Source organism: Bacillus sp. FJAT-27225, from assembly GCF_001685025.1.
In the GTDB taxonomy this organism is placed as follows: Bacteria; Bacillota; Bacilli; order Bacillales; family Cytobacillaceae; genus Bacillus_D.
In genome coordinates this window covers 335,751-361,595 of the sequence record NZ_MAYU01000021.1, presented here as the reverse complement: position 1 = coordinate 361,595, position 25,845 = coordinate 335,751, and the positions used below count along the sequence as shown (strand labels likewise).

Sequence of the window (25,845 nt, the reverse complement as noted above, 5' to 3'; positions counted from 1 at the left end):
TTATGTAAGAAGTGATAAGGTGAAAATAGGAAATTTATGCGTATTAAAGGGAGTGGATGAAGATGATCAGTCGTCCCGAGCCAAGAGAGTATAACCCCTATTATGCACCATACATCCGATTGATTGCGGATGGAGATTTGGTTAAAATTCTTGAAAGGCAGGCGGAGGAGACAAGGATCCTCCTAAAAGGACTGTCCGAGCGACAGGCAGAGTTCCGGTATGCAAAAGGTAAATGGAGCATCAAGGAGGTCCTTGGCCATATTGCTGATACCGAGCGTATCATGGCATACAGGCTGCTGGTGATAGCCCGCGCTGATCTGGTTGAACTTCCTGGTTTCGATGAAAATGAATACGTAAAGCAGGCTGGATTTGACAAGTATCCTTTCCCAGATTTACTGGGCAATTTTTTAGCTGTCAGGGCATCTACCCTTACATTGGTTAAAGCGCTTGATGACTCGATATGGGAGCGTGAAGGAGTGGCCAATGGGGGAAATGTTTCTGCGCGTGCATTAGTTTCAATTATAGCGGGGCACGAACTCCATCATCGGAAAATAATCATGGAAAGGTATATCGGGTCGGGCGGATTTCCGCAGTGGTAATAGATTACTAGCATGATATCAGCATATTTTAAGGCAGGGAGTTGTCCCTGTCTTTTTTTAATTCGTGGTGTGAATATTTATTTACAGGTGAAGCTGGCGAACATGTTACGGAAAGACGCCTATGACAAAGAGCGGAAAGCGGACCATATTTTCCATGTTATAAAAAAACGCTGAGAATGCCATTTCTCAGCGCGAGATAAAAGTAAGTGAGGTTGTAAAAAGCCTTCGGTACGGTTTAAGGACATAGATGGATAAACGGCTATACTGCTTGATTTTAGAACTAGATTAGCACCAAATAGTGGCACCAATAATAATTAACAGAATGAAAAGAACAATGATTAAGGCGAAACCGCCACCGTGCCCGACACCGCCATAACCGTAACCACATCCGCCGTAACCATAACCACCATAACCAAACATGAGCAACACCTCCCTTTAGAAGAAGATAGGATACATTATGTCATGTTTGTGGTGAAGGTATAGGCATTAGCGGAGTTTTCAATTATAAATAATGACAAATACCCTTATCCGGCATTTTTAACAAGTCATCTTACACCTATATAATTTGCAAAAAGAAAAACAGGATGTGTAATCGGTTTAATCCAGGTTCTTCATGGAAATTATGTAGTCATGGAGATGAACGCAGAAATAAGTTTTTTCTGCCAAAGGAGCGAATCGAAATGAGTGAAGTCCCAAAAGATAAAAGTCTCGACAACAGCCTTGCCTTGATGCAGGAGGGGTATACTTTTATCCAAAATCGGACGAAACAGTACGGAGCCGATCTGTTTGAGGCTCGTATCCTTGGCCAAAAGGCGGTCTGTATGACAGGTGAAGAGGCGGTTAAACGATTTTACGACAATGAGTTTTTTCAACGGACCGGAGCGGCTCCTAAACGAATTCAGAAGACTCTGTTTGGTGTAAATGCAATCCAGACAAAGGATGGTGCTGTCCATCAAAGCAGAAAAAGCTTATTCATGGCACTATTGTCGCCAGAGGGCGTGAAAGAGCTTGGGCAGCTTGCATACAAACAATTTCAGAAAGCTGCGCGAAAATGGGAAGGAATGGAGCAGGTTATACTATTTGATGAATCCGCGGAAGTTCTTTGCCGAATTGCCTGTGAATGGGCTGGAGTCCCTCTTAAGGAAGATGAGGCGAGGCAGCGGGCCAATGATTTTAATGCCATGGTGGATGCGTTCGGTGCTGTCGGTCCTAGGCACTGGAAAGGCCGCCGGGCCAGGGAGCGGGGCGAGGCATGGATAATAGAAGTTATTGAAAAAACCAGATCAGGAGAGCTTCAGGCCAGGCAAGGCTCTGCTTTGCAAGAATGGGCAACCTATCGTGATCCTGATGGCGAACCGCTTGATGCAAAGATGGCGGCAATTGAATTAATAAATATCCTGAGGCCGATTGTCGCGATTTCTACCTTTATCTCCTATTGTGCTCTTGCAATCCATGATTACCCGGAGTGCAGGGAAAAATTAAAATCAGAAGGAAATCAATACAGGGAGTGGTTTGTTCAGGAGGTTAGACGCTTTTATCCATTTGGGCCGTTTCTCGGTGCCAGGGCTCGCAAGGATTTTACCTGGAATGGCTATAATTTTACCGAAGGGCAGCTTGTCCTCCTTGATATTTTTGGTACAAACCATGATTACCGGCTATGGGAATTTCCGAATGAATTCCATCCCGAGCGTTTTCGTGAGTGGGATGGAAATCCATACTCCTTTATTCCGCAAGGTGGAGGAGATCCCGCCCGAGGCCACCGCTGTCCTGGAGAAGGTGTAACAGTGGAGGTCATGAAAGTAGCCGTGGATTTTCTCGTCAATCACCTTCAGTACGATGTTCCGGATGGACAGGATCTGAGCTATAGTCTCATACGGATGCCATCACGGCCGGCAAGCGGATTTATTATGGCCAATGTAAAGAGAAGAAACGAAGAATAGTAATACTAAACGCCAGCTTTAAAATAAAATAAAAGAATGTGTTTCAAAAATGCTTAGGGATTTTCCTGAGCATTTTTTTATTGGAGCTGGGCAAGAGAAAGTTTTGTTTTACAAAAAGGAGGGAAATGGCGGAATTTATAGAAATAGAAAGATATTCCAAAAAGGGGGAACGAAATGAGCAGCCAGGTTTGTGTTATAGGCATTTATGTACCGGATTTGAATAAAGCCATCGATTTTTATACAAATGCGTTAGGATTCCAAGTAAACAAACAATATGGTCCCAAAATTGTAACACTTCTGAACGGGGGGATTCCACTGGTCCTGGAGGAAAGTGAAAATGCAGCCTATGCTCAAGTAGGTAAAGGATCTGGGGTTGTTTTAGCATTAAGAACGGAAGATATACATGAAACACTCAAACAGTTAAAAGAAAGAAAAGTGGATTTTGTTTTAGATGAACCAACTAGATGCCCGCCTGGAGAGTATATTAGCTTCAGGGACCCCTTTGGGAATATTTTGGAGTACATCCAATTTGAAAATATGTAATGAACTGATGGCCAACAAAATACTTGTTGGCCATTCGTTTTGAAATCAGTTTTTATTCAGCAGTGCATCGAGTACTTTCTGGACTTCATAGCCTTGTTTAAATGTGACCAGCCTTGAAGGTTTCCCGTCAACAGCCTTAACAAGCTCATCCATGAACATGGAATAATGTCCAGGGCCTTCTACATCGATTCTCGATAGAGGCTCGTTTAACCTCGATGCCCATAACTCGGACCAGTTTACCAAAGAAAGCGTTCCTTCCGACCCGTATAGAGTGAAGCGAAGTTCCTCCTTCATTCCAATGCCGGATAGCCCATTTAAAAGGACAGGGACTCCGCTTACCAGCTTTCCGCTTGCAATAATACCCGTTTCGCAAAGGGTAGGGTCATCAGGCAGTTCAAGTGATGAGTTAACATCACATATATCTCCAAACAGCTGCTGGATGATTTGGATAAAATGCGGGAACACCTCACGGACAAAACCCCCCTGTTCCCTTGAAGAAATCCAGCTGTTTCTTTGCCAAGGACGGGGCCATTCCGGAAAATGGCAGTGAAGCTCGATACGGCGGAGCTCGCCAAGAAAGCCATCGTTAACCAGTCTCTCAAGCTCAATAAAACCCTGTCCAAAGATTGTAGGGAAATTCACTGCATGAAGCGCGTTTTTTGCTTCGGCAGCATGCAGCATTTCAACAGCCTCCGCCACAGAACTAGCAAGGGGCTTCTCGCAGAAAACATTTTTATTATTTTCAAGAGCCTCCATGACAAACTGGTGATGAAAGTTTGGGGGAACTGCAATATAAATCAAATTGATGGACGGTTCGCCCAGCAGTTCCCTGTAATCCTTATATGCCGGGATTGAATGGTTAGCAGAAACCTGATCCAGCCTATTTTTGTTCGTATCAAAAATGCCCTTTACCTCGATTTCAGGATGGGCTTTAAATTGGGAAAGGACACGCTCGCCAATTCCGCCTACTCCAATGACGCCAACCGTAATCTTTGCCAATGACTCTTCCTGCCTTTCTATTGATCTCCTATACTAATTTAGAAATAAAGGGAGCAATGATTTAATAACCAATGCTCCCAGCAATCCTATTATTCAGCACGTGCTGCCTCTCTGACAAGGCTTTTGATTTTAAAATGATGAACAATAGTCATGATTAGAATAATGAAGCTAAATAAAGCGGATAAAATTGTTCCCCCCAAAAGGAGTTTCACTAATTTTAGGCTCATGAAAATTCCTCCCTTGTGATTTTCTACCCGTTTACCCGTGACAGCGGGTGGCTACACTCATTTTGCTTTTCGCCCTAAATTTTCCAACTATTAATATTTGCGATTTTTTTCCACTGTGGGAGTTATAAGATGGTAAAATAGTGGATATTGTTCATTTCAGAAATTTCAGACGTTGTGAAATTTTAAAAGAGGTGGAAAAATGAATTCATTAACGGAAGCCTATGTTAATTCTTTTGCACCAAATGCCGCTGCAGTAAAGAATGGCTGGGGCCTGGTGCGGAAAAATCAGTTACAAAACCTGCATATTAGCAGTGACGGGACACTTATCTTTGGAGAATGCAAAGGCAGTGGGAAAAACCCGTATTTTACATCGGCTGACTTTATAAAAGGAGACCCAGTTTTTCGCTGCAGCTGCCCAAGCCGCCAATTTCCTTGTAAACATTCTCTTGGGCTGTTGTATGCATACATAAACGGGGCACCCTTTACAGAAGCATCCATTCCTGAAGATATAATCGCCAAACGTTCAAAAGCCTCAGAGCGTGAAGAAAAAAAGAAAGAGCAGCAGAAAGCGCCGAGGAAGGTAAATAAATCCGCCCTATCAAAGAAGCTGCATACTCAGCTTGAAGGGCTTTCACTCCTAGAAAAACAAATCAACCAGCTTCTTTTAGCGGGGCTTGCTTCAATTGATCCAAAAAAACTGAAGCAGCTTGATGAGACAGCGAGGCTGCTTGGGAACCATTATTTGAAGGAGGCTCAAAATGAATTAAGAGCTTTTATACTTTTATGGAAAAAAGAGCAACCTGAAGAGCGCCTCTACCAGTTAGCCTATGAAAGGCTGCTTGTGTTGCATGCATTGTGCAAAAAGGGACGTCAGCATCTCGAAAAACGGCTGGAAGATGAAAATCTCCTGCCCGATACTGCGACGTCTATTGAGGAGTGGCTTGGACACACGTGGCAATTAACTGAGCTGAAGGAGTATGGACAGGTAAAACAAAACGTGAGACTCGTACAACTTTCATTTGCCTCACATCGGAATGAAGCACGCGGGGAGTATGTGGACCAGGGAATTTGGCTGGATCTCGGTTCAGGGGAATTGGTTTATACAAAAAACTACCGGCCCTTTAAGGCGCTTAAATATATTAAAGAAGAAGATTCAGTTATGGAAATCCTTAGTACAAGCCAATTGTACATCTATCCAGGTGAAGGCAATAGAAGGGTCCGCTGGGAGGAATACACTCTTGAAGGCAAGGCGGATTTTTCAAAAGTAAGAGGATATGCCAAAGAAAGTGTTACGGAGGTTCTAAAGGAAGTACGGAATATACTGAGGCTGCCTTTAGCCGACAAGCAGCCGGCTGTCCTTATTTCCTTTAGCAGGATCGGAAAAGTCGAAGGCGAGTGGCAGCTTGAGGACATGAACGGAGTAAGATTAAGCCTTGTTGACAGCCCTGAAGATGAACGGCCCACATTGCCATTACTCGGGCTCTTACCCGATAGAGACTTGAAAAATCAGGCCATACTTGTCCATTTTTATCATGATCAGTCAACTGGCATGCTTGGTGCGAAACCATTGTCAATCATCACCGAAAATCGCCTCATCAGGCTGCTGGGCTAAGGGAGGGAAATCATGAGCATTCCAGTTTTAATTGAACTGAAGGAAGAAGCCCGGAGGCTTGCAATTGCGGGCAGTGACCTTGCCAGAGGCGACATGAAGCTTCAAAAAGCAATCCCGGTGTTAAAGAAGATGGGGGAGAAAGCCCCTGTATTTAAGAGGCTCGGACAGTTAACCGAGGAACTTGCAAATGGGAACGGCAGCTCGGCTGAAGACTTGCTGGAGCTTTCCCAGTTGCTATCATCGGTCTTATATACGATGGGGATAACAGGAAAACAAGGGGAAATCACAAACGCTGGACATAGTATGTCTTATAACACTGAAATGTCGTATCTTTCTTTAAATTCTATTCTTCAGGCACTTGAATCTAAAGGGCCTGGGCGAATGGAAATAGTGAAGGAAGCATATGAAACTGGAAAAATGAATGACTTGCGGGTTGTGTTACCGCTAATTTCAGGGTTGGACGACTCCCATACACTTCTTGCGGATTATATCATGGATGAAATTTTGCCAAGCCTTGGAAAGCAAATTGTCCCTCTCTTAAATGATTCTTTCAATCCTCAAGGTAAAGCGGGAGATAGCAGACGGATTCGGGCCATCCATACGATTCTAGGCAAGGACGGGCTGCCGTTTTACCTCGAGGTTCTTGAATCAGGTTCGTTAGTGATAAAGGAAACCATTCTTGGCTTTCTTGCAGACTATGATGAGTGTGAGCCAGTGCTGATTGACTACACTAAGGCGAAGAAGCTGGATTTGAGGCGGGCCGCTTATACTTCCCTTGCAAAACGGGCAACCCGGGAGGCCCTTGGCTGTCTTTCAAATGCACTTCAAACGAGGGACAAGGAATTAGTAATTGAAGTTGCAGGAGCCAATCCATCGCCTCAAATGGCAGAGACGATGCTTTCTTATGCAAAAAAGGTGTACGGCGAGCAGAAGATCTCCAAACCAAAAGCTGATGACTATTCGCTACTTTGGGCAATCTGGGCCCTCGATGGGGCAAAGAGCCATGATATCTATACATTCTTAATGGAAGTTGCCGCCGATCCCAAGGTTTCCGTGGATGTTGCATTAAAAGCAGCTGATATCCTAATGGGGCAGCCAGAAAAGGAATATTTGGAATTTGTCGAAACCCTGTTTCTTTTACCAAAAAAAGCGAAGCTTGCCGGAGTATCCTTAAGGGCATCTTTACAACAGAGAACGGCATCTGAAATTTACGGCATGTATTCGGATTATGCTAAAAAATCAAGCAAGGATGCAGCCCGGACAGCCATCCTTGAAACAATGGAAGAGCTTGTTTTTCTCAAGCCGGGACTTAGGGTGTTCGATGAGGAATACATATGGCATCCCCGCCGTGAGGAATTTGAGGAAATGGAGCTGAAATCGAGGATTGAGTGGGACGAAAGGTGGATTCCTCTCCTCATTTCCGTTGATGAACATAAGCTTGTATTCAGAATGGCCGATAAGGTTTTCGGAAAAGCCCACCTTGAGTTTATTTTAGGAAAAATAAACAAGAAACCATCCTTCAATGATAAAACAACTGTACTGGCCATGGCTTCGCTCATCCAGATTGGTTACCAGGATGTTTTTGATGTCGTTTATTCTGTTTTGAAAAAAACGGACGAATCTATCAAATCTGGTAGCTATTATTACTACAAAGCATATAAAAATCTATCGTTGTTGCTCCACCTGCCAGCAGAAAGAGCGGACAGTCTGGAGAAGATTGCCATGACCGAAATAAATAACGAAAAAATGAAAGAAATCCTGTTTGAAATAGTCAGCGAAATGCGCGTGCGGGAGGGAAAGTAATGGCGGAATTGCTGCGATTGCCAGCGGAAAAGCTGTTTCAGGAAGAGTTGGAGATACTAAAAAAAGAGGAGAAAGGAAGCATCCCTGAAGGCTGGCTGCTATCACCGAAATCAGTCTATACATTTATTGCCGGTGGAACAGCAGGTAAGAAAGAGATTGCACCCAAATATATCGGAAATAAAAGATTGATAGAAATGGCGATTGCTACACTCGTAACTGACCGGGCGCTGCTTTTGATTGGTGAGCCGGGGACAGCCAAATCAACGTTGTCAGAGTTGCTTGCTGCCGGGATTCACGGTGATTCGGGAAAAATCATTCAGGGGACAGCAGGTACAACAGAGGAGCAAATCCGCTATAGTTGGAATTACGCAATGCTTCTTGCCAACGGCCCTTCACGTCAGGCTCTCGTCAAAAGCCCAGTCTTCCGGGCCATGGAAACTGGCAGCATTGCCCGCTTTGAAGAAATCTCCCGCTGCTCGTCCGAGGTTCAGGATGCACTGATCTCTATTTTATCGGAAAAGAGCATGACAATTCCCGAGCTAGGCGAAGAAATTTCGGCGGTTCGCGGATTCTCGATCATTGGGACAGCCAACACGCGCGATCGTGGTGTTAATGAAATGTCTTCCGCTTTAAAGAGGCGCTTCAACATCCTCGTTTTGCCGACTCCCGGAAACATTGAAACGGAAATGGACATCGTCCGCAAGCGTGTAGGTGAACTGTCCGCCCAATTCCGCCTCCAGGCTGAATTGCCATCGGAGGAGCTGGTCGAAAAAGTGGTAACGATTTTCCGGGAGCTTCGCGCAGGAATGACAATGGACAGGAAAGAAAAACTCAAATCCCCGAGCGGCGTTATTTCGACAGCGGAAGCGATTTCTCTTTTAACCAACAGCATGGCACTTGCGGGAAGCTTTGGGACGGGCCAAATTAGCGAGAAAGATGTGGCCGCCGGTCTTCAGGGCACGGTTGTCAAGGATGAAGAGAAGGACAGCATCGTCTGGAAGGAATATCTGGAGAATGTAATGAAGAAAAGGGGAACAGAATGGCGGAAGCTGTACAATGCTTGCAGTGAGATGAACGGGCGATGAAGCCGCATGTTTTCGGGGTCCGCCACTTATCACCTGCGGCAGCGTGGCATTTAGAGAGGTTCCTTAATGAAGTAAACCCAACAGCTGTGCTGATTGAAGGGCCTGCCGATATGACACCGCTCCTGAAGGATATTGCCAGGAAAAATGTAAAACCTCCGATTGCCATCATGGCTTATACAACCGATTTGCCTATTGAATCAATTGTATATCCTTTGGCTGACTACTCTCCGGAATACCAGGCAATCCTCTGGGCTATTGAGCATGGTGCTCATGTGGAGTTCATTGATTTACCGGCTGCGAACTCATTCGCGATTGCAAGGATTGAACATGCGAATGAACAGGATGAAGAGATTGAGGAGACAAACCGGGCTTCGGTTTACGATGAGATTGCTTCTCTGGCCGGAGAACATAATTATGAATCCTATTGGGAGCGATCGTTTGAGCAAATAAGGAATGGGATGTCGTTTCTTTCCTCGATAAATGCCTTTTCCCATGAGCTGCGTTCAGAAGCCGCGGGAACGGACAGTGAACGGGAACGAAAGCATAACTATATACGCGAATCCTATATGCGGAGCAGAATTGCAGCTGCGATGTTGGAAGGCCATCCCCCTGAAAAAACGGTTGTGATCACTGGTGCTTTCCATATCAATGGTTTGCTGGAGGAAGAAGGCGGGGATGGTGAACTGAAGCTGCTTCCGGAGGTTCCCGTCAATTTCACCTTGATGCCGTATTCCAATTTCAGGCTGTCCTCCCGCTCAGGCTATGGCGCCGGCAATCATGCCCCTGCTTATTTTAAGATGATGTGGGAATGCCTCTTGGAAGAAGATCATGAGAAGCTCCCTGTCTATTATTTATCGTCTCTCGCAGCTGAGTTAAGAAAGAAAGGGACATTCCGGTCAACAGCAGAAGTAATGGAGGCGAGCAGGCTTGCCTATTCGCTCGCATCCTTCAGGAGTGGAAGGCCTACCCTGCAGGACCTTAGGGATTCGGCGACAATGTGCCTCGGACATGGGGATTTTTCCGTGATATCGGATGCCTGCGCCAAAATTGAGATTGGGGCGGATATTGGAGAACTGCCTGAAGGAGTTGTACAGACACCGTTACAGCAGGATTTTAAAAGAAGGCTCCATGACCTGAAGCTTACAAAATACAAAACCAATGTCAATGTCCAAATCCAGCTTGACCTGCGGGAAAACAGACGTGTGAAAAGCAGGGAAGCAGCATTCCTGGACAGGCACAGATCGTTCTTTTTCCATCAGTTGAAAACGCTTGGAGTCGGCTTTGCAATTCAAGGTGCCTATAGCCAGGACAATGCCAGCTGGGGGGAATTGTGGAACCTCAGGTGGAGCCCTGAAAGTGAAATCCAGCTTGTAGAGTCCACACTATTGGGTGAAACGATTGAGCTTGCAGTTGGCTTTATTCTCAAGGAAAGGCTGGAAAAAGCGAAAACTATTGCGGATGCTTCCAGGGTGATCCGGGACAGTTATTTGTGTGGATTGATGGAAATGATGGAAGAGGCAAGGCTCATGGTGGCGAGGATGGGTACCGAAACTGGTGACTTCAACGAGACTGCTTCTGCCATCGGAGAGCTTGCTTATGTGCTGCAGTTCGGTGATGTACGCGGTCTTGATACCACGCCGCTCATCCCGCTTATTACAAGGCTGTTCCTTAGAGGAACCCTGCTCTTGCCGGGTGCTGCCCTGTGCAATAATGACGCGGCGCGAGGAATCATGGAAGGAATGGGCGACATGAATGAGACAGCCCGCCAGCTCTATGAACATGTAGATGAAGGACTCTGGCTGGCAACCTTGGGGGAGCTCGTCAGCCGGGATGACCTGAATCCATTGCTTTCTGGCTATAGCTGTGCAGTTCTCCTTGAAAGAAATGAGCTCGGTCCGGAACAATTGGAGCAGGAAGTGTCGAGAAGGCTCTCACCCGGGATACCTGCTGATATTGGAGGAGGCTGGTTCGAGGGGCTTTGTCTTCGGAATAGGCACGCGCTGATTTCCCGCTCATTCGTATGGGAGCAAATGGACGCCTATATTGCCACATTATCGGAAGAGGAGTTTCGTCGGGCACTCGTATTTCTGCGCAGGTCATTTACAACCTTCACTGCCTCGGACAGGGCAAGAGTTGCCGAACTTCTTGCCGGCTTATGGGGGCTTGAGGCTTTGGAAGTCAGTGAATACTTGAATGAAGAGTTGAGCGATACAGAGGAAAGTGCGCTAGACCAATTAAATGATTTTGATTTTGGGGATTGGTAAAATGACTAACCGAAAAAAACGATGGAGGCTTATTCTTGGCCCGGCAGCTGAAAAAGAATTGACTGGCGGGGATAGCCAGCAGTTGTTAACGGAAGAAGAAATGCTGATGGATGAAGCGCTCGCTGCCCTCTACGATACAGGAAGCCGGACGGGTTCGTTGGGCAGTTCGGGCGGAGGAATCCGGCTTGCTAAATGGCTTGGCGATGTCCGGACCTTTTTTCCGGATGACATTGTATCTGTCATCCAGCAGGATGCTATTGAAAGAAAAGGACTAACCCAGCTTCTTTTTGAACCGGAAATACTTAAAAATGTCAAACCGAGCATTGAAATGGTAGCCACACTTATGGCTCTGAAAGGCCGGATTCCGGAACGCACGAAGGACACAGCAAGGGAGCTTGTCAAAAGTGTAGTGGAAGATATTAAGAAGCTTCTTGAAAACGATGTCAGGAAAGCTGTCAAAGGAGCATTGAACCGGAGGGAAAGGACGCTCATTTCCGGAGGCCCGCAAAGCATCGACTGGAAATATACCATACAGAGGAATTTAAAGAATTATGATCGGGACCGGAAACTCATCGTACCCGAGCGTTTTTACTTTTTTGATAGAAAAAGGAACTCGAACAATTGGACAATTATTCTCGATATTGACCAAAGCGGCTCGATGGCCAACTCTGTCATATATGCCTCGATTATCGGTTCAATTTTTGCCAGTATACCGGCTTTAAAGACACATGTTGTAGCGTTTGATGATAAATTCGTCGATTTGACAGAGCAGGCAAAGGAAGACCCGGTTGATTTATTGTTTGGGATTCAGCTCGGCGGAGGCACTGACATCAATAAATCGATTGCGTATTGCCAAACTTTGATCACCGATCCAGCAAAAACAATCTTTTTGCTCGTTTCTGATTTATATGAGGGCGGCAACCAGGCTGCCATGCTGAGGCGGATGAAAGAAATGCATGAATCAGGAGTGACAGTCGTCGGATTGCTGGCTCTTTCAGACCAAGGCTTGCCAAGCTATGATGAAGGAAATGCAAACAAACTTGGCAAAATGGGAATCCCGTGCTTCGGCTGCAGCCCGAACCTCCTGCCAGAATTGCTTGAAGATGTCCTGAAGGGCAATGACCTTTCAAAATGGACACGGAGAAAATTGGTTAAGAAAAACTAAGTCTAAATCATATAGCCATTGTATACTAAATAGATAACAGACTAGCATACATGAAAGGGTGAGCCGGATGGATTGGTTTGGCGGAAGTTCAAAGGATATTCGCTTTGAGATGTTTGGAATCTCCCACCTCTTTATATTGGGGATCCTCATTACCGCATCCATCGGCATCTTTTTATTCCGTGAAAAATTAAAAGGAAGGCAGGAAAGGAAAATTGAATTAGGGGTGGCTGTGTCCCTTATCGTGATGGAGACGCTGTATAATGTGTGGATGTTCAAGAATGGCATCTGGCGTTCCATGGATTCTCTGCCGGCAGGGTTGTGCAGTATCAGCCTGATATTGGCTGTAATCCTGCTGTTTACAAGGAGCAAGGCAGTCTATGATGTGCTGCTCTATACCGCACTGCTTGGTGCAACCCAGGCACTCGCAACTCCTTATCTTTTTTTCGATTTCCCGCATTTCCGATTCATTCATTTTTTCTATACCCATATGATGATCGTCCTGGTTCCACTGTATTTTACATGGGTCCACGGCTACCGCCCGACTATTTGGTCTGTCGTGAAACTGATTGTTTTTCTTAATCTAATTCTGCCAGTTGTCATACTGATAAATAAGCTGGTCGATGGCAACTATATGTATCTGAGTCATAAACCTGAAACGGCAAGCTTACTGGATTTCCTCGGCCCTCACCCATGGTACATCCTATCCCTTGAAGGGCTTCTCGTATCCTTAAGTTTGATTGTCTGGCTCATCTTCCGGGAAAAAGATAACGGGAAGAAGCAGGATGTATCAAGGGTTGTTGAATAAATTGTTGTTCTGATGCCCCATTTCAATTAGGATGGGGCATTATTTTTTGGGTTTTGCTCAGTTTCCATGTTGAATACGTTTAGAAAATTGTTCACAATGCCAAGCTCTTTTGCTGGGGTTCGAGATTTATAATTAAAGTACCAACGCGAACAAGAGCTTTTTTATGAAGCAATTCATGCCGCTTGGCTTGACAGAGGAAGAGAAAGCCGATTTGCTTGCCTTCCTAAAGGCGCTGGGCGGGGAACCACCAATTTTTGAAGCACCTGACCTGCCCGGCATGAAAGAATCCTAATATTATTAGAAACCCCTTTCTGGTTTTTTTGCTGGGAAGGGGTTTGTTTTTTTGTACTTTAGTTACTAGAAGGGGGGGAGAATGGTCACTTTTCACTAGCAGTACTTAGAGTATCACTAGGTAACCCGTTGGAAAAACTAGTAGTACTCTGAGTAGTACTAGAATGACTATGTCACTTGGACAACACTTTTTCACTAGATGGAGCTAAAGAATGGTCGCTTTTCACTAGTAGTACTCAGAGTATCACTAGGTAACGTGTCGGAAAAACTAGTAGTACTCTGAGTAGTACTAGAATGACTATGTCACTGGGATAACACTTTTTCACTAGATGGAGCTAGAGAATGGTCGCTTTTCACTAGTAGTACTCAGAGTATCACTAGGTAACCTGTCGGAAAAACTAGTAGTACTCTGAGTAGTACTAGAAGTACTATGCCGCAGAGGCTACACTTTATAACTAGTCTAAGTGAAAGACCGGTCACTTATCACTAGCAGTACTCAGAGTATCACTAGGTAACCTGTCGGAAAAACTAGTAGTACTCTGAGTTGTACTAGAAGTACTATGCCGCAAAGGCTACACTTTATTACTAGTCGAGGTGATAGAATGGTCACTAATCACTAGCAGTACTCGGAGTATCACTAGGCAATCCAGCGGAAAAACTAGTAGTACTTAGAGAAGTACCAGAATGACTCTATCTCGGAGGCTACACATTTTACCTACTGCGACTACAAAAATAAAAAAAAATTTTATAAAAGAAGGAAATAGCCCAATAAAAGAGAAAATAGTAAGATGTACATCCTCTAATCTCCCTCTTCCAACACCTGATAAAAATTCCCAACCCTATTTATCAATCAAAATATTATAAGAAGGCTGTGATCTGCTTGTCTAAAAGGAATCGAATCTGGTTTAAAGGTGCCCAGTTCCATGTCATTAGCAGGGGTATTCGAAGAACAACATTGTTCCATAGCGATGAGGACAGAGAAATGTATTTAGAATATGTTAAAATGGCTCAGCAGCGATACCCTTTTAAACTTTTTTCCTATTGTATTATGCCAAACCACATTCATCTTCAAATTCAAACAATTGATCACTATTTAAGTAAAATCATGCAAGACATAAATGCTGGGTATGCCAGGTATTTTAACAGAGTGAATCACCATAGCGGTTATGTTTTCGAAAGAAGATACAAATCTTTCCTCGTTACGAGTCCCAAATACGAATTGGAGCTAAGTCGTTATATACATCTAAATCCAATTAGGGCAGGTCTGGCCAACGAACTTGAAGAGTACCGCTGGTGTAGTCTTCAGTCGTATACACCTTCCGAAAGTGCCTCATTTATTACCACAAGTAAAATCCTTTCCTATTTCCCACATCCCCAAAAAGAGAACTACTTTCATTATGTAAAACTTGGTTTAAGACAGAATTCAACTACTCCTTTTATGGAAACAACGATCCCGACAAGCTATAATTAAAGTTACTTTTGAATGAACTCGGAAGGAACGAAACAAATCCTTGAATATAAATGTTACACAATCAATTATTAAAGACCGCTGCGGTGTTGTGTCGTTCAAGAGGGGGACGGCATTTTACCAGACGAATAAAGTGGTAATCCAGTACCGGACCAATCAGGAATGTTCCGCAATTGTAAAAGGTGCGGAGGATTTCCATGTACGTGTGGAGGCTGACGGTAAAGGTGGTTTTAAGACCTCCTGCACGTGTCCAACTCTTGCTTCGGTTCGGAAGGAATGCCAGCACGTTGCGGCAGTACTTCTGGCTCTCTCGGACCAAAAACATCAACAGAAGGAAATTCCAGAGCAAACGATGTCCGCCGATGTTCAACAGCTTTTTCTGAACGGGACAAAGCTGAAGAGCCGGAAGCAGCTTCATTTTGAAACAAGGCAAGTGCTCAAGTCTATTTTTACCCTAGAGTCAGTTGAAGCTGCACCAGGAAAAATGATGTTTGGAATAGGAGTGCAAATAGGCCAAGCCCCGATTGAAAATATCAGGCTATTCCTCGAACAGGTTCAAAATGGGACAAGGATTCCTGAAGCTGCCTATGATCCAACACTTCATTGCTTTGAAAAAGAAACGGATGATGTTCTGCAGCTGTTAATAAAGGTCCTTGACGATGAAAAAGCACTGCTGGGAACTTCATTTGTAAAAAATGGCCCCACCATGCTAATTCCGCCTTCAGCCTGGCTTCAGTTGGTGCCTCTTCTTGAATCGTCACAAGATGTTAAACTCATTTATAACGGAAACGAGCGGAATGGCTTTCATATTGCTAAAGGGCCGCTGCCTTTAAGCATTGATTTATCCGAAACGGGGGAAGGGGTCCATGTACTTACGATTGAAGGTATGGACAAACTCCTATTTATGGAGCCCTATCATGTCGTTCTTGCTGAAGGGAGACTTGTCCAGCTAACCCGGGAAGAGGCAGCCACGCTTGGAGAACTTAAGGAATTAGTGGAGTCGTCCGTGTCAAAGCGGATTCCTGTACCAGCAGACCAGACGGTTTATTTTCAGGAAAAAATCATTCCCGCCTTGAGAAACTTTGGCACTATCCAAGTACAGGAAGCATTGTCTGCTTATGAGCGGCAGCCCCTGGTTGCCAAGCTGTATCTTGACCGGGTAAAGAACCGCCTGCTTGCCGGCCTGGAGTTTCATTATGGCCAGCATATCATTGATCCTCTTGATAGCAAGGGGATGGATTCAAGTCCAGGAGTTATCCGGAACCGGGTAAAAGAACATGAAATTCTTGAAATGATGGAGGAAAGCTCGTTTGCAAAAACGGAAGGCGGCTATTTTTTGCACAACGAGGAACTTGAGTATGAATTCTTGTATCACATGCTGCCAAGGCTGCAAAAGCTTACCCAGGTATATGCGACAACTTCGGTTAGAAACAGGATTTTCAGGGAAAATTTGCAGCCAAGGATAAACGTAAAAATCAAGAAGGAGCGAACCAACTGGCTTGAATTTAAATTTGAACTTACCGGTATATCCGAACAGGAAATTAAAAATGTTCTCGCTGCCCTTGAAGTAAAACGCAAATATTATCGTTTAAAGGATGGAGCGCTGCTTTCTCTCGAGACCCGTGAATTCGAAGAAATACAACGTTTCCTGGCAGCAGGCCCAGTACAGCCGCTAGACCTGGAAGCTGGTTTGAATCTTCCGCTCCTTGAAGGTTTGCGAATGCTGGATCGAGCGGACGATGAAAGTGTTTTTCAATTTGAAGAATCATTCCGGTCCTTCCTGGATATGGCCGGCAGCGAAATAAACTATCCGCTGCCCCCTTCGCTCGAGCCAATTCTTCGGGATTACCAGGCAAAAGGCTTTCAATGGATGAAAAGGCTTGCCGAATACGGTTTCGGAGGTATCCTAGCCGATGATATGGGGCTCGGAAAAACGCTGCAAAGCATTGCGTTTATCTTATCTGTGCTTCCTGAAATCAGAATGAACAAGATGCCAGCTCTTATTGTTTGCCCTGCCGCGGTCACCTATAACTGGCTGCATGAGTTTCTAACGTTCGCTCCGGATATCAATGCAATCGTCATCGATGGAAACAAATCACAAAGGGAAAAACTTGGGGCCAGCCTTGGTGAAGTGGATGTTATCATCACGACTTATACATTGCTAAGAAAAGATTTGCATTGGTATGAGACCAGTCCTTTTCACAGTGTCTTTTTTGATGAGGCGCAGGCGTTTAAAAATCCAACCACCCAGACCTTCCGGGCAGTGAAAAAAATAACCGCAAACCACAAATTTGCGTTAACCGGGACACCGATTGAAAATTCAATTGAAGAACTTTGGGCTATTTTCCACATCGTGTTCCCCGAATTGTTTAGGGGTCTAAAAGAATACAGCCATTTAACAAGGAAACAGATTGCAAGGAGAATTCAACCCTTTATGCTGCGCAGGCTTAAGGAAGACGTCCTTTCCGAGCTGCCGGAAAAAATTGAGACAGTCGAATCGATCGAGCTGCTCCCAGACCAGAAAAAACTGTATGCGGCCTATCTGTCAAAGCTTCGCCTAAAGACGCTGAAGCATCTTGACAAAGAAACGATCCGGAAGAACAGGATTAAAATCCTTGCTGGACTGACCAGGCTGCGTCAAATATGCTGCCATCCCGGGTTGTTTGTTGAGAATTATCAAGGGCGTTCAGCGAAATTTGATCAACTTATAGAACTAGTTGACGAGTGCAGGCAATCAGGAAGGCGCGTCCTGATATTCTCCCAGTTCACAAAAATGCTTGAGCTGATCCGAAGGGAGTTTATTATTCAAGGGTTGCCCTTCTTTTATCTTGATGGCCAAACACCTTCTGAAGAACGGGTAGATGTTTGCAATCGATTTAATGAAGGAGAGCGTGACTTTTTCCTCATCAGCCTAAAAGCGGGCGGGACAGGACTGAATCTTGCCGGAGCAGACACGGTTATTCTTTATGACCTATGGTGGAACCCGGCAGTCGAGGAACAGGCTGCCGACAGGGCTCACCGGATGGGCCAGCAAAATACAGTTCAGGTTATTAAGCTTGTAACAAGAGGGACCATTGAGGAAAAAATGAATGAGCTGCAGGAGAAAAAACGCCATCTAGTTGAGGAACTAATTGATAATGGGGAAAAGGGCCAGACAACCCTTACCGAGGAAGATATTAGGGAGATTCTGTCTATGTAAAAAGAACTCGTCCAACGCCGGACGAGTTCTTTTCGTGCTTATTTCACTGTAAAATACTTTTCGTTAAGGATTTCTTCTGCCTGATAACTGCCTGGTGACAGTTCTTTTTCTACAAACGCAGCAAGCTCAGATTTATCTATATCGTACATCACTTCAATTTCCTTTGAAAACAACAGCTTTTCTTTTTTCAGGAGAGCTGGAAGATTAGGCTGAGGTTTCGGCTGGAGATCTTCTGTGCCAAGTGTCCGTTTCAAACCGTCAACGTAGTACTGGAACGGACGTGCGCCGACTAGTTTAGCACCTTTGTTTTCCTCGTTAACCATTATAATTGATGGGAACCCTCTGACACCAAGGCTTCTTGCAAGTGCGAAGTCTTCATTTAAAAGCTGATGCCCCGCCGGCTGATGGGCTTCTTCCACAATGGCTTGGCCATTGAGGCCGAGGCTAGTGACGATTTCTGCCAGGACTGAATCATCGGAGATATTTTCGTTAAAGGCGAATAGCGCCTCGCGTGCTCGTCTTAAGTATTCAGTTGCCAGTTCATTGCCGTGCTCGCGCTGAATAACTTTAAAAACTCTGGATGGAGGAAAGGATGATTGCACCGGATTGTCGATCATAAGTGAACCGTCAATTGGCATCCGGGAATATTCGCCCACTTCTCTCCAGTGTCCGGCAACATCGGCAGGCTTAAAAATGCCATTTGCGGGATCAATCGGTCCATCACCCCATTTTTCAAGCAAGCCACCCATAACCGTTTGGACATTGAAAAAATCCCCATACTGTTCAACAAAACGGCGCAACACTGGTTCCAATGCCCAGCAGTGTGAGCAAATCGGGTCGGTTACATAGTAAAGATTGATTTTCTTCTGGGGCTGGTTAAATTCAACCATTTCAATGCCGTTATCGTCAGCTGGCCCACAAATTCCAGTTTCCATATCACAAACCATATTCTTTTTTTTCTCCACAACTAATTCCTCACTTTCGATTTTTGTTTTTGAATATTACCAGCTTGTAAGCTAGTTTTTTGCCTTCATCTTGATTCTAGGCGATAATTAACAACATCAAAACCATTAATTTTTCAAGTATGTCGTTTATCCAACAGATTCGGTAAATTGTTGAAAAAGTAGGTGACAAAAGTGGATGAAGTAAAAACTGACCCGAGGATTCTTCGTACCCGAAAACTAATTATGGATTCATTTATCGAGTTGTCCGGGAAAAAGGATTTCAAGGATATTACGATAAAGGATATTACAACTGAAGCAATGATCAACCGGGCGACGTTTTATTATCATTTTGAGGATAAATATGACCTGCTTGAAAAAGTGCTGTCAGAGGTATTGCTGGTTAAATTGAGTGGCCAGGATTTCAATGAAAAGGAACTGGATGAGGACGCACTTGTCAGTATGTTTCTGGCGATCACCAATTTCCAAATGACATTGTCAAACCGCTGTCATGTCGGTTATCAGGATACGATTGCGCGAATTATTCGCGAGCAAATTGAAATCATTTTGTACAATATGCTCGCAAAAAAACATTCTGCGAAATCAGCATCGGAATTAAAGTTGACAGCGGCCATGTTAAGCTGGGGGCTTTATGGGGCTTCAGTCGAGTGGAAAAGAAATAGCGAACTTCCTCCAGAGGAATTCATTAAATTGGCAGCTCCGACTATCTTGAATAAACTATAAGCCAGTGTTTTATACCACTAGTTTTCTGTAAATATCTATTGGGTCCCCTAGTTCTCTAGCTAGAAAAGGTGTTACCGGTCGTTGACATGGCTTTTTAAACGGCTTTGTAAGACCAGATGAATGACAACTCGGTGTTGTTGTGACGCCAAGATGTCATTCATAAAGCCAATGAATGACAACTCAGGTCTGTTGGAGCATCAAGATGTCATTCATAACGGCGATCAAATTGTGAAGGCACTCACAATTTTAAGTCAGAGGAGACTTTACAACAGGAAGCGTTGGAAAGTCATCACATAAAAAAATTAAAGCTGTCCAAATAGAGTCAATTTTTAGCGACCTTCTCGGACAGCTTTTTCCTGCGATTTGCTGAAAAGGCTAGTGATGATTATTTTTTTATCATCTTTGGACAACCGGCAGCACAATCGAAGAAGGATACTGTTTTGTATTCATGATTGTTGCAATCCCGCCAAGCTGATTTAAGAGCTGCGGCGCTGGCGACATCGAGTGGGGGAAGTCGCTTGGACCGATTGCGACGCGCAGTCTGTGGCCTTCTTTGATAACAAAATTGGAAGGGAAGATTTCAACATCCAGTTCCATAACTTCATTTGGAGTTACTTTTAGTGAAGCCTCTTTTGTGAAAGGGTGCCACGGCTGGATTAGCTGCCCGTCAAGGAAACGGCTCTTGCTTTCATCAACAGCGCGGTGTGAGGCAGCAAGCCAGCCCGCAGTTATTTCACGGGAAGACCCATCCGGTGCAACATCTGTCACACGGACTGAAAGAACAAGCTCCTTGGCTGTTGTTTTTGCAAAAATCTTGGCTGCTATCGGACCGGAGACACGCAAATCGGCACTCACTGGTGCGGTCGTGTAGGTCAGCTCAGTCAATTCGGTCAACCGGTTATCCTTTGTGCATGGAATTGGATCCGGTATCCCGGCCATCCATTGATTTGTGCTTCCGGAACAGATTCCATTCAATGGCTGTTGAAGCATTGATTTCGGCATTTCAAGCGAGGATGCTGTTTCTTTCGTTAAAAGGCCGCCTGCCCTAAGATAATATCGCTGTGCTGTTGTCTCTTGATGGGGCCATCCTGGCTGGACTACAAACTTATCTTCGCCAATCACATATTGGGTAACATCCGGTATTTTATTTATGTTTGTATTGATTCCTTTCAGATACTGGTCAAACCACCGCAATGCCAGCTGCTCAAGTGTTGGTACATTATCTGCCGGCAGTCCGCTGCCATAGTTTCCATGTGTCCAGTTGCCCATTAATAGTTTGGTTGGAACTCCGTTCGCCTTTAATCTCTCATATAATAACGGGGTCCCCCTCTGAAATAAATCATGCAGCCCGCCTGCAAAGAATGCCGGTACTTTGATTCGGTCAGCAGCGGCAAGTGGTGAACGAAGACTTGCTTGAGGGCCATCATAGGCAAATTCACCTCCGGTCAGGACAGATGCAAGTGTACTCGTCGGAAACCCAGTTGTCTGCCCGGCATGCCCCAACAGAACCGTGGCTGCCATGATAGGATCGGAGAGGGTGTAGGTTGGCGGCATTAAACCGCTGCCGGTAACAAGGCCAAGCCAAAGGGGGATAAAGCCAGTATTGACGGTGCCCCCTGACATAAGGATGTCGCGGTACATGTCTCCCATCGGGACAATCGGAAAGATTGCTTTCAGTCCTTCAGGCTGGTGGGCAGCTGTCAGCAGCTGATTAATTGCCCGATAGGAAGACCCGTATAAGCCTACCTTGCCATTGCTCCACGGCTGGGATGCGGCCCACTCAACTAGTTCTTTGCCGTCAAGCTGCTCTGATTCACCAAAGGAATCCCAGACACCCTGCGAAGATCCGGTACCGCGGACATCAACAACCATATGGGCATAGCCGCGCTTAATAAAGTACTCGTTTAGGTTCTCACTGCCACTCATGTTTTTATTGTATGGTGTTTGGGTCAGGATGACGGGGAAGGGACCTTGGCCATCGGGCAGGTGAACGTCGGCAGCCAAAATGACTCCATCCCGCATTTTTATAAATATATCCTTTTGGGTAGTGTAGCTGGCATATTGCTCAGGCCGGTCATAGGGTGCCGCTTCCCACTGCTTGAGCGGAAAGGATATCTTAGGGGGAACAGTTTTATAAGATGCCTGGGTAAGTAGCGGTGCAATCAGTAGATTAATAGCTAAAATAAACGGTAAACCAAGAAGAAAATGCCGTAAACGCATCTTTGTACCTCCTTCTAATTTGTAAAGGCTTACATTTTATCATAAACAAGTTTAATAGGTGATTAAATACTGTAAAAGTACTAAAGCGCCAAGGCTTTGGGAGTATTTTGACCAAAAGCAGCTTTTAAGGAAAAATCGGTACAGAGTGATATACTTTTTCCAAAAGGAGGAGTTGAAATGACAGAATCCGAACTTAGAAAAGGAATGTACATAAACGGCAAACGATTTTATTTGGAAGAGACATTTAAAGTGGAAAACCCTGCGACACTCGAAACGGTAGGGTATGTTCCAAATGGCGGGCCTGAACAGGCAAGTCTTGCTGTTGATGCGGCACAGGAAGCTTTTCTTCTTTGGTCAAAAAAGACCGCTTATGAACGTGCTTCCTTACTTGAGAAATGGTTTGAGGTAATAGAGAGAAGGAAAGAAGAACTGGCAATGATGATGACAACTGAACAAGGGAAGCCACTGCCTGAAGCGCGAGGCGAAATAAGCTATGCGAATTCCTTTGTGAAGTGGTATGCGGAGGAGGCAAAGCGGATTTATGGTGAAACCATTCCTGCTTCATCTGGCTCGAAGCGTATCCTGGTCCAGAAACAGCCGGTCGGTGTGGTTGCTGCCATAACACCCTGGAATTTCCCTGCTGCCATGATTACCAGGAAAGTCGCTCCTGCACTTGCCGCAGGCTGTACGGCCGTCATCAAGCCGGCGCCTGCAACACCGCTCACTGCGCTCCTATTAGCGGAATGTGCGGAGGAAGCAGGAATTCCGCCAGGTGTCATCAATATTGTAACTACAACCGATGCGGCGGCAGTTTCAGACGTGTGGCTTGAAGATCCTCGTGTCAAAAAAATAACCTTCACCGGTTCAACTCCGGTTGGTAAGCTGTTGATGAGAAAAGCAGCAGATACAGTTAAAAAAATATCGCTCGAGCTTGGCGGGCTTGCCCCATTCATCGTCGCGGAGGACGCGGACATTCAGGCGGCTGTTGAAGGCGTAATCCAGTCCAAATTCCGAAATGCCGGACAAACATGCATATGTGCAAACCGGATTTATGTCCACGAACGCAGGGAAAAGGAGTTCCTTGATGCGTTTGCATCAGCTTTCAGGAAAATGAAGGTAGGGAATGGCCTCAATGGTACAGTGGACATTGGACCTTTGATTGATTCTAGGGCGGTGGAAAAAGTTCAAAGGCATATCGACGATGCAGTAACGAAGGGAGCAACCATAATCCCTGGACCTGAGGTGGAGGAAAGGGAGGGCTACTTCATGCAGCCGCTGATTCTTTCAGGTGTTACAGATCAAATGATTTGCATGCAGGAAGAAACTTTCGGGCCTGTCGCACCAGTGAGCACGTTCAAGGATGATGAGGAAGTGGTCCGCCGGGCGAATAATACACCATATGGTCTTGCCGCTTACGTCTATACACATTCCCTTAAAAAGGCTTTTTATTTTTCGGAAAACCTTGAGTATGGGATTGTCGGTGTTAATGATGCGCTCCCTTCTACAGCCCAGGCTCCGTTCGGAGGCATGAAGGAAAGCGGGCTTGGCAGGGAAGGAAGCCACCATGGAATCGACGAATTCTTGGAGATCAAATATATATCACTTCAGTTATAATGGTAAAAGCAGAATCCTCAGTCTGGATTCTGCTTTTCTATCTAAAGATTAGTTAACGGCGCTCATCGTCATGATCATCATCGTTGTCATCATCCTGATCATCGCGGTCATCATCACGATCATCGTCATCTCTATCATGTTCTACCTTAGTCACTTCGCCGGAGACAGCGTCGACATGAACTTCTGTTTCAATGGCGCCATCCTCAAATTCGAATTCATATACCAGGCGGCCATTTTCAGTATCTTTCTCCACTTCCTCAATCACTCCGGTTGCTTCGCGTTTAGCGATGTCAGAAGCTTCCTCAAGTGTGATTTGATTGCCATTGCTCGTTGATTTCGTTTCAACATTTGCAGGTGTAGCTGGATTTTTAGAAGAAGCATCATCGTTTCCAGTTGCCCCTACTGCAAAAGTTCCCCCGACAATGATTCCTGCTACCAACCCTGCAGCGATTAATTTGTTTTTCATTTTATTTTTCCTCCTTGTTTTCTTGTTAGTTTTACTATATCCTCCGCAAATGAGAGAATTGGGAGAGAAAGATTAGAAAATGATTAGAATTTTATATTTGCTAGTTTTTTTATTGATTAAAATAACCATAGAATTGCCCTGTCAGCTTCAACATCTTTAAGTTGCAAAGGTATGCAGAACTATAGTAAAAGCTATAAAAAAAGTAGAATCCGACTGGATCCTACTTCCGTTTTTTCAATTATAATTACCTGTCGTCGTCATCATCGCCACGATCATCGTCTTCTCTAATTTTGCTGTCATCATCCTTATGCTTCTCGATGTTGTCATCATCGTCTCTATCAACGCTGTCATCAACATCAAGTTTTACCCTGTTGACTTTGCCAGTGAAAGCATCAATGCGGACTTCCGTTTCTTTGCTGCCATCTTTAATTTCAATCTGGTATTCAAGACGGCCGTGTTCGTATTCCGTTTCTATGTCGACAATCTTACCGGTCGCTACACGTTTTGCAATTTCTGTTGCTTGTTCAACAGTTATTTGTTTGTCTCCTGATTCCGAATTTCCAATTGCTGCGTCCGTTTTCAGAAATGTCTTGCCGTGCTTTGATTCAACTTCCGTTTCAATTACTGCTACTTTTGAATCATCCTGGCGTGCAACAGGATCCTTTTCATTTGCCCCAACTGCGAACGTTCCCCCAATGATTACCCCTGCCACTAAACCTGCCACCAACAATTTGTTCTTCAAGTTATCTCCTCCTTATCATCTTTCATCTTCACTATATCCAGTGAAGATGAGAGAAGGAGGAAAGATAAATTAAAATTTGATTAGAATTTTACGGGCTAAAAACCCCGTGATGGAAGTTTCACTTTATTCATCGTCATCATCATTGTTATCGTTGCCGTCGTCATCATCGTCGTAATCATCCCACGTAACAGTCATCACATCTCCTGTTATGGCATTTACTTGAACGGTTGCTTCGCGGCCATCGGCGGTTTTAATTTCACATAAGTAAAATGTTAGCCCATTGGAGGACTGGAGGCTGATATCATCTAGTTCACCCTTAACCTGTTTGGCTGCAATTTTAGCCGCTTCAGTTTCAGTGAGTTGTTTCGAAGGATTTACAGGATCATTGGTTTTTGAAAGGATATTGCCATCTACAGCATCTATAGTGAGATTCGTTGTTTGTTCGTTGTCTTTCACGACTGCTTTGTATACTGTTTTCCCATTGGACTGTGTTTTGGACAGAGATGAAAGGGTACCTGCAGCATTGGCAAGTGCTATTTCTTTTATTTCATTCTCGGTTAAACCAGATGGTTCCTCTGTATTTGTTGCCCTAACCTTTTCCAGTTTGATGATGTCTCCTGTTTCGGAATCAACCTCAACCTCATAAATATTATCCAGCTTTTCCATTTTTGCATGAAAAACCTTCTTTTTTTCTTGTAAAACTGTTACCTTCCCTCCGAATTGATCTTCTATTAAGGTTTTCGCTTCCTGTTTGTTGAGTTCAGTGGCAGAAGTATTACCAGGTTTTAAAAGCTGCCATATTGCAAATCCAGCAATAATAATAATTAGGATACCAACAATGCCGGCCAGCCATTTTTTCTTCATGAGTCATTTCACCGCCTTTATTAGCCTAATTTTTATCCCGCATTAACGGGCTGTAAGACCCTCGCCTAAGGCTGGAGAATCGATGAAGCGCAGGTGGAGGATAACAACCGCATGTGCCCGATTGGTGAGATACAGTGAAACTTGCCGCAATGAACTTCAACGGCTTAGTTGAACCAATCGGGTTCATAGTGCCGCTTAGTCGCCGCGTTCTTCAGCGGATTGGCGGCAGTAGAACGGGACTAAGAATCAGTGGG

At 44.8% G+C, this 25,845-nt stretch carries 22 protein-coding genes; 14 read left to right on the top strand and 8 right to left on the bottom strand.

Annotated features, from left to right (window positions below):
- Positions 1 to 62 precede the first annotated feature (62 nt).
- Positions 63 to 599, top strand: coding sequence for a DinB family protein (locus A8F94_RS13825; protein ID WP_066201461.1), 537 nt, complete (start codon positions 63 to 65; stop codon positions 597 to 599).
- A 285-nt stretch (positions 600 to 884) separates the two neighbouring features.
- On the opposite strand, the gene A8F94_RS25050 is transcribed toward A8F94_RS13825, so the two are convergent.
- Complete coding sequence (locus tag A8F94_RS25050) at positions 885 to 1,019, bottom strand: YjcZ family sporulation protein (protein WP_077247714.1); 135 nt, start codon at positions 1,017 to 1,019, stop codon at positions 885 to 887.
- A gap of 260 nt (positions 1,020 to 1,279) precedes the next feature.
- Between A8F94_RS25050 and A8F94_RS13820 the strand changes: the two genes are divergently transcribed.
- Positions 1,280 to 2,539, top strand: coding sequence for a cytochrome P450 (locus A8F94_RS13820; RefSeq protein WP_066201457.1), 1,260 nt, complete (start codon positions 1,280 to 1,282; stop codon positions 2,537 to 2,539).
- A gap of 174 nt (positions 2,540 to 2,713) precedes the next feature.
- Entirely contained in the window at positions 2,714 to 3,082 is a 369-nt protein-coding gene (locus A8F94_RS13815) for a VOC family protein (RefSeq protein WP_066201454.1), read from the top strand.
- Between the two features lie 45 nt (positions 3,083 to 3,127).
- Here the strand turns inward: A8F94_RS13815 and A8F94_RS13810 are convergent, their stop codons facing one another.
- A complete protein-coding gene (locus A8F94_RS13810) occupies positions 3,128 to 4,081 on the bottom strand; it encodes a Gfo/Idh/MocA family protein (RefSeq protein ID WP_066201450.1) in 954 nt (317 codons plus the stop codon).
- Positions 4,082 to 4,170: 89 nt separating this feature from the next.
- Entirely contained in the window at positions 4,171 to 4,308 is a 138-nt protein-coding gene (locus A8F94_RS25770; RefSeq protein WP_175384423.1) for a hypothetical protein, read from the bottom strand.
- Between the two features lie 199 nt (positions 4,309 to 4,507).
- Here A8F94_RS25770 and A8F94_RS13805 point away from each other — a divergent pair, with 199 nt between their 5' ends.
- The 9 genes from A8F94_RS13805 to A8F94_RS13770 all read left to right on the top strand — a co-directional run bounded on the left by A8F94_RS13805 (position 4,508) and on the right by A8F94_RS13770 (position 18,000).
- Positions 4,508 to 5,920: an SWIM zinc finger family protein gene (locus tag A8F94_RS13805; RefSeq protein WP_066201444.1), complete on the top strand. Its 1,413-nt coding sequence runs from the start codon at positions 4,508 to 4,510 to the stop codon at positions 5,918 to 5,920.
- Positions 5,921 to 5,932: 12 nt separating this feature from the next.
- Complete coding sequence (locus A8F94_RS13800; RefSeq protein WP_066201441.1) at positions 5,933 to 7,723, top strand: hypothetical protein; 1,791 nt, start codon at positions 5,933 to 5,935, stop codon at positions 7,721 to 7,723.
- Positions 7,723 to 8,808, top strand: a complete 1,086-nt coding sequence (locus tag A8F94_RS13795; RefSeq protein ID WP_066201439.1) for an ATP-binding protein — start codon at positions 7,723 to 7,725, stop codon at positions 8,806 to 8,808. Before A8F94_RS13800 ends, A8F94_RS13795 begins: the two co-directional genes overlap by 1 nt.
- Positions 8,805 to 11,072 carry a DUF5682 family protein gene (locus A8F94_RS13790; RefSeq protein ID WP_066201437.1) on the top strand — a complete coding sequence of 756 codons (2,268 nt, stop codon included), beginning with the start codon at positions 8,805 to 8,807 and terminating at the stop codon, positions 11,070 to 11,072. The genes A8F94_RS13795 and A8F94_RS13790 overlap by 4 nt, the downstream gene beginning before the upstream one ends.
- Before the next feature lies 1 nt (position 11,073).
- Positions 11,074 to 12,237, top strand: a complete 1,164-nt coding sequence (locus A8F94_RS13785; protein ID WP_066201434.1) for a VWA domain-containing protein — start codon at positions 11,074 to 11,076, stop codon at positions 12,235 to 12,237.
- Positions 12,238 to 12,304: 67 nt separating this feature from the next.
- Positions 12,305 to 13,042, top strand: a complete 738-nt coding sequence (locus tag A8F94_RS13780; protein ID WP_066201430.1) for a YwaF family protein — start codon at positions 12,305 to 12,307, stop codon at positions 13,040 to 13,042.
- A gap of 163 nt (positions 13,043 to 13,205) precedes the next feature.
- A complete protein-coding gene (locus A8F94_RS26385; RefSeq protein ID WP_302621316.1) occupies positions 13,206 to 13,334 on the top strand; it encodes a hypothetical protein in 129 nt (42 codons plus the stop codon).
- A gap of 879 nt (positions 13,335 to 14,213) precedes the next feature.
- Positions 14,214 to 14,804, top strand: coding sequence for a transposase (locus tag A8F94_RS13775; RefSeq protein ID WP_066201426.1), 591 nt, complete (start codon positions 14,214 to 14,216; stop codon positions 14,802 to 14,804).
- 40 nt (positions 14,805 to 14,844) lie between these two features.
- Positions 14,845 to 18,000 carry a DEAD/DEAH box helicase gene (locus A8F94_RS13770; protein WP_066201423.1) on the top strand — a complete coding sequence of 1,052 codons (3,156 nt, stop codon included), beginning with the start codon at positions 14,845 to 14,847 and terminating at the stop codon, positions 17,998 to 18,000.
- 38 nt (positions 18,001 to 18,038) lie between these two features.
- Here A8F94_RS13770 and A8F94_RS13765 read toward each other — a convergent pair whose 3' ends face one another.
- The gene (locus tag A8F94_RS13765; protein WP_066201421.1) at positions 18,039 to 18,947 is read right to left on the bottom strand and encodes a DsbA family protein; all 909 of its coding nucleotides are present in this window, start codon (positions 18,945 to 18,947) and stop codon (positions 18,039 to 18,041) included.
- Between the two features lie 189 nt (positions 18,948 to 19,136).
- Between A8F94_RS13765 and A8F94_RS13760 the strand changes: the two genes are divergently transcribed.
- Positions 19,137 to 19,685: a TetR/AcrR family transcriptional regulator gene (locus A8F94_RS13760; protein WP_139070093.1), complete on the top strand. Its 549-nt coding sequence runs from the start codon at positions 19,137 to 19,139 to the stop codon at positions 19,683 to 19,685.
- Positions 19,686 to 20,081: 396 nt separating this feature from the next.
- Here the strand turns inward: A8F94_RS13760 and A8F94_RS13755 are convergent, their stop codons facing one another.
- Entirely contained in the window at positions 20,082 to 21,905 is a 1,824-nt protein-coding gene (locus tag A8F94_RS13755) for a CocE/NonD family hydrolase (protein WP_066201419.1), read from the bottom strand.
- A gap of 177 nt (positions 21,906 to 22,082) precedes the next feature.
- Between A8F94_RS13755 and A8F94_RS13750 the strand changes: the two genes are divergently transcribed.
- The gene (locus A8F94_RS13750) at positions 22,083 to 23,519 is read left to right on the top strand and encodes an NAD-dependent succinate-semialdehyde dehydrogenase (protein ID WP_066201416.1); all 1,437 of its coding nucleotides are present in this window, start codon (positions 22,083 to 22,085) and stop codon (positions 23,517 to 23,519) included.
- Positions 23,520 to 23,571: 52 nt separating this feature from the next.
- Here A8F94_RS13750 and A8F94_RS13745 read toward each other — a convergent pair whose 3' ends face one another.
- The 3 genes from A8F94_RS13745 to A8F94_RS13735 form a co-directional block, all read right to left on the bottom strand.
- The gene (locus A8F94_RS13745; protein WP_066201413.1) at positions 23,572 to 23,985 is read right to left on the bottom strand and encodes a PepSY domain-containing protein; all 414 of its coding nucleotides are present in this window, start codon (positions 23,983 to 23,985) and stop codon (positions 23,572 to 23,574) included.
- A gap of 244 nt (positions 23,986 to 24,229) precedes the next feature.
- Positions 24,230 to 24,727 (bottom strand): PepSY domain-containing protein, encoded by a 498-nt coding sequence (locus tag A8F94_RS13740; RefSeq protein WP_066201411.1) that lies wholly within the window; start codon positions 24,725 to 24,727, stop codon positions 24,230 to 24,232.
- 123 nt (positions 24,728 to 24,850) lie between these two features.
- A complete protein-coding gene (locus tag A8F94_RS13735) occupies positions 24,851 to 25,591 on the bottom strand; it encodes a PepSY domain-containing protein (protein WP_066201406.1) in 741 nt (246 codons plus the stop codon).
- Positions 25,592 to 25,845: the final 254 nt, after the last annotated feature.

Coding starts and splice junctions, on each gene's coding strand:
- A8F94_RS13820 (WP_066201457.1), top strand. CDS start 1,280: ATGAGTGAAGTCCCAAAAGATAAAAGTCTCGACAACAGCCTTGCCTTG.
- A8F94_RS13750 (WP_066201416.1), top strand. CDS start 22,083: ATGACAGAATCCGAACTTAGAAAAGGAATGTACATAAACGGCAAACGA.
- A8F94_RS13755 (WP_066201419.1), bottom strand. CDS start 21,905: ATGCGTTTACGGCATTTTCTTCTTGGTTTACCGTTTATTTTAGCTATT.
- A8F94_RS13785 (WP_066201434.1), top strand. CDS start 11,074: ATGACTAACCGAAAAAAACGATGGAGGCTTATTCTTGGCCCGGCAGCT.
- A8F94_RS13735 (WP_066201406.1), bottom strand. CDS start 25,591: ATGAAGAAAAAATGGCTGGCCGGCATTGTTGGTATCCTAATTATTATT.
- A8F94_RS13825 (WP_066201461.1), top strand. CDS start 63: ATGATCAGTCGTCCCGAGCCAAGAGAGTATAACCCCTATTATGCACCA.
- A8F94_RS25770 (WP_175384423.1), bottom strand. CDS start 4,308: ATGAGCCTAAAATTAGTGAAACTCCTTTTGGGGGGAACAATTTTATCC.
- A8F94_RS13765 (WP_066201421.1), bottom strand. CDS start 18,947: ATGGTTTGTGATATGGAAACTGGAATTTGTGGGCCAGCTGACGATAAC.
- A8F94_RS25050 (WP_077247714.1), bottom strand. CDS start 1,019: ATGTTTGGTTATGGTGGTTATGGTTACGGCGGATGTGGTTACGGTTAT.
- A8F94_RS13780 (WP_066201430.1), top strand. CDS start 12,305: ATGGATTGGTTTGGCGGAAGTTCAAAGGATATTCGCTTTGAGATGTTT.
- A8F94_RS13795 (WP_066201439.1), top strand. CDS start 7,723: ATGGCGGAATTGCTGCGATTGCCAGCGGAAAAGCTGTTTCAGGAAGAG.
- A8F94_RS13745 (WP_066201413.1), bottom strand. CDS start 23,985: ATGAAAAACAAATTAATCGCTGCAGGGTTGGTAGCAGGAATCATTGTC.
- A8F94_RS13790 (WP_066201437.1), top strand. CDS start 8,805: ATGAAGCCGCATGTTTTCGGGGTCCGCCACTTATCACCTGCGGCAGCG.
- A8F94_RS13815 (WP_066201454.1), top strand. CDS start 2,714: ATGAGCAGCCAGGTTTGTGTTATAGGCATTTATGTACCGGATTTGAAT.
- A8F94_RS13805 (WP_066201444.1), top strand. CDS start 4,508: ATGAATTCATTAACGGAAGCCTATGTTAATTCTTTTGCACCAAATGCC.
- A8F94_RS13800 (WP_066201441.1), top strand. CDS start 5,933: ATGAGCATTCCAGTTTTAATTGAACTGAAGGAAGAAGCCCGGAGGCTT.
- A8F94_RS26385 (WP_302621316.1), top strand. CDS start 13,206: ATGAAGCAATTCATGCCGCTTGGCTTGACAGAGGAAGAGAAAGCCGAT.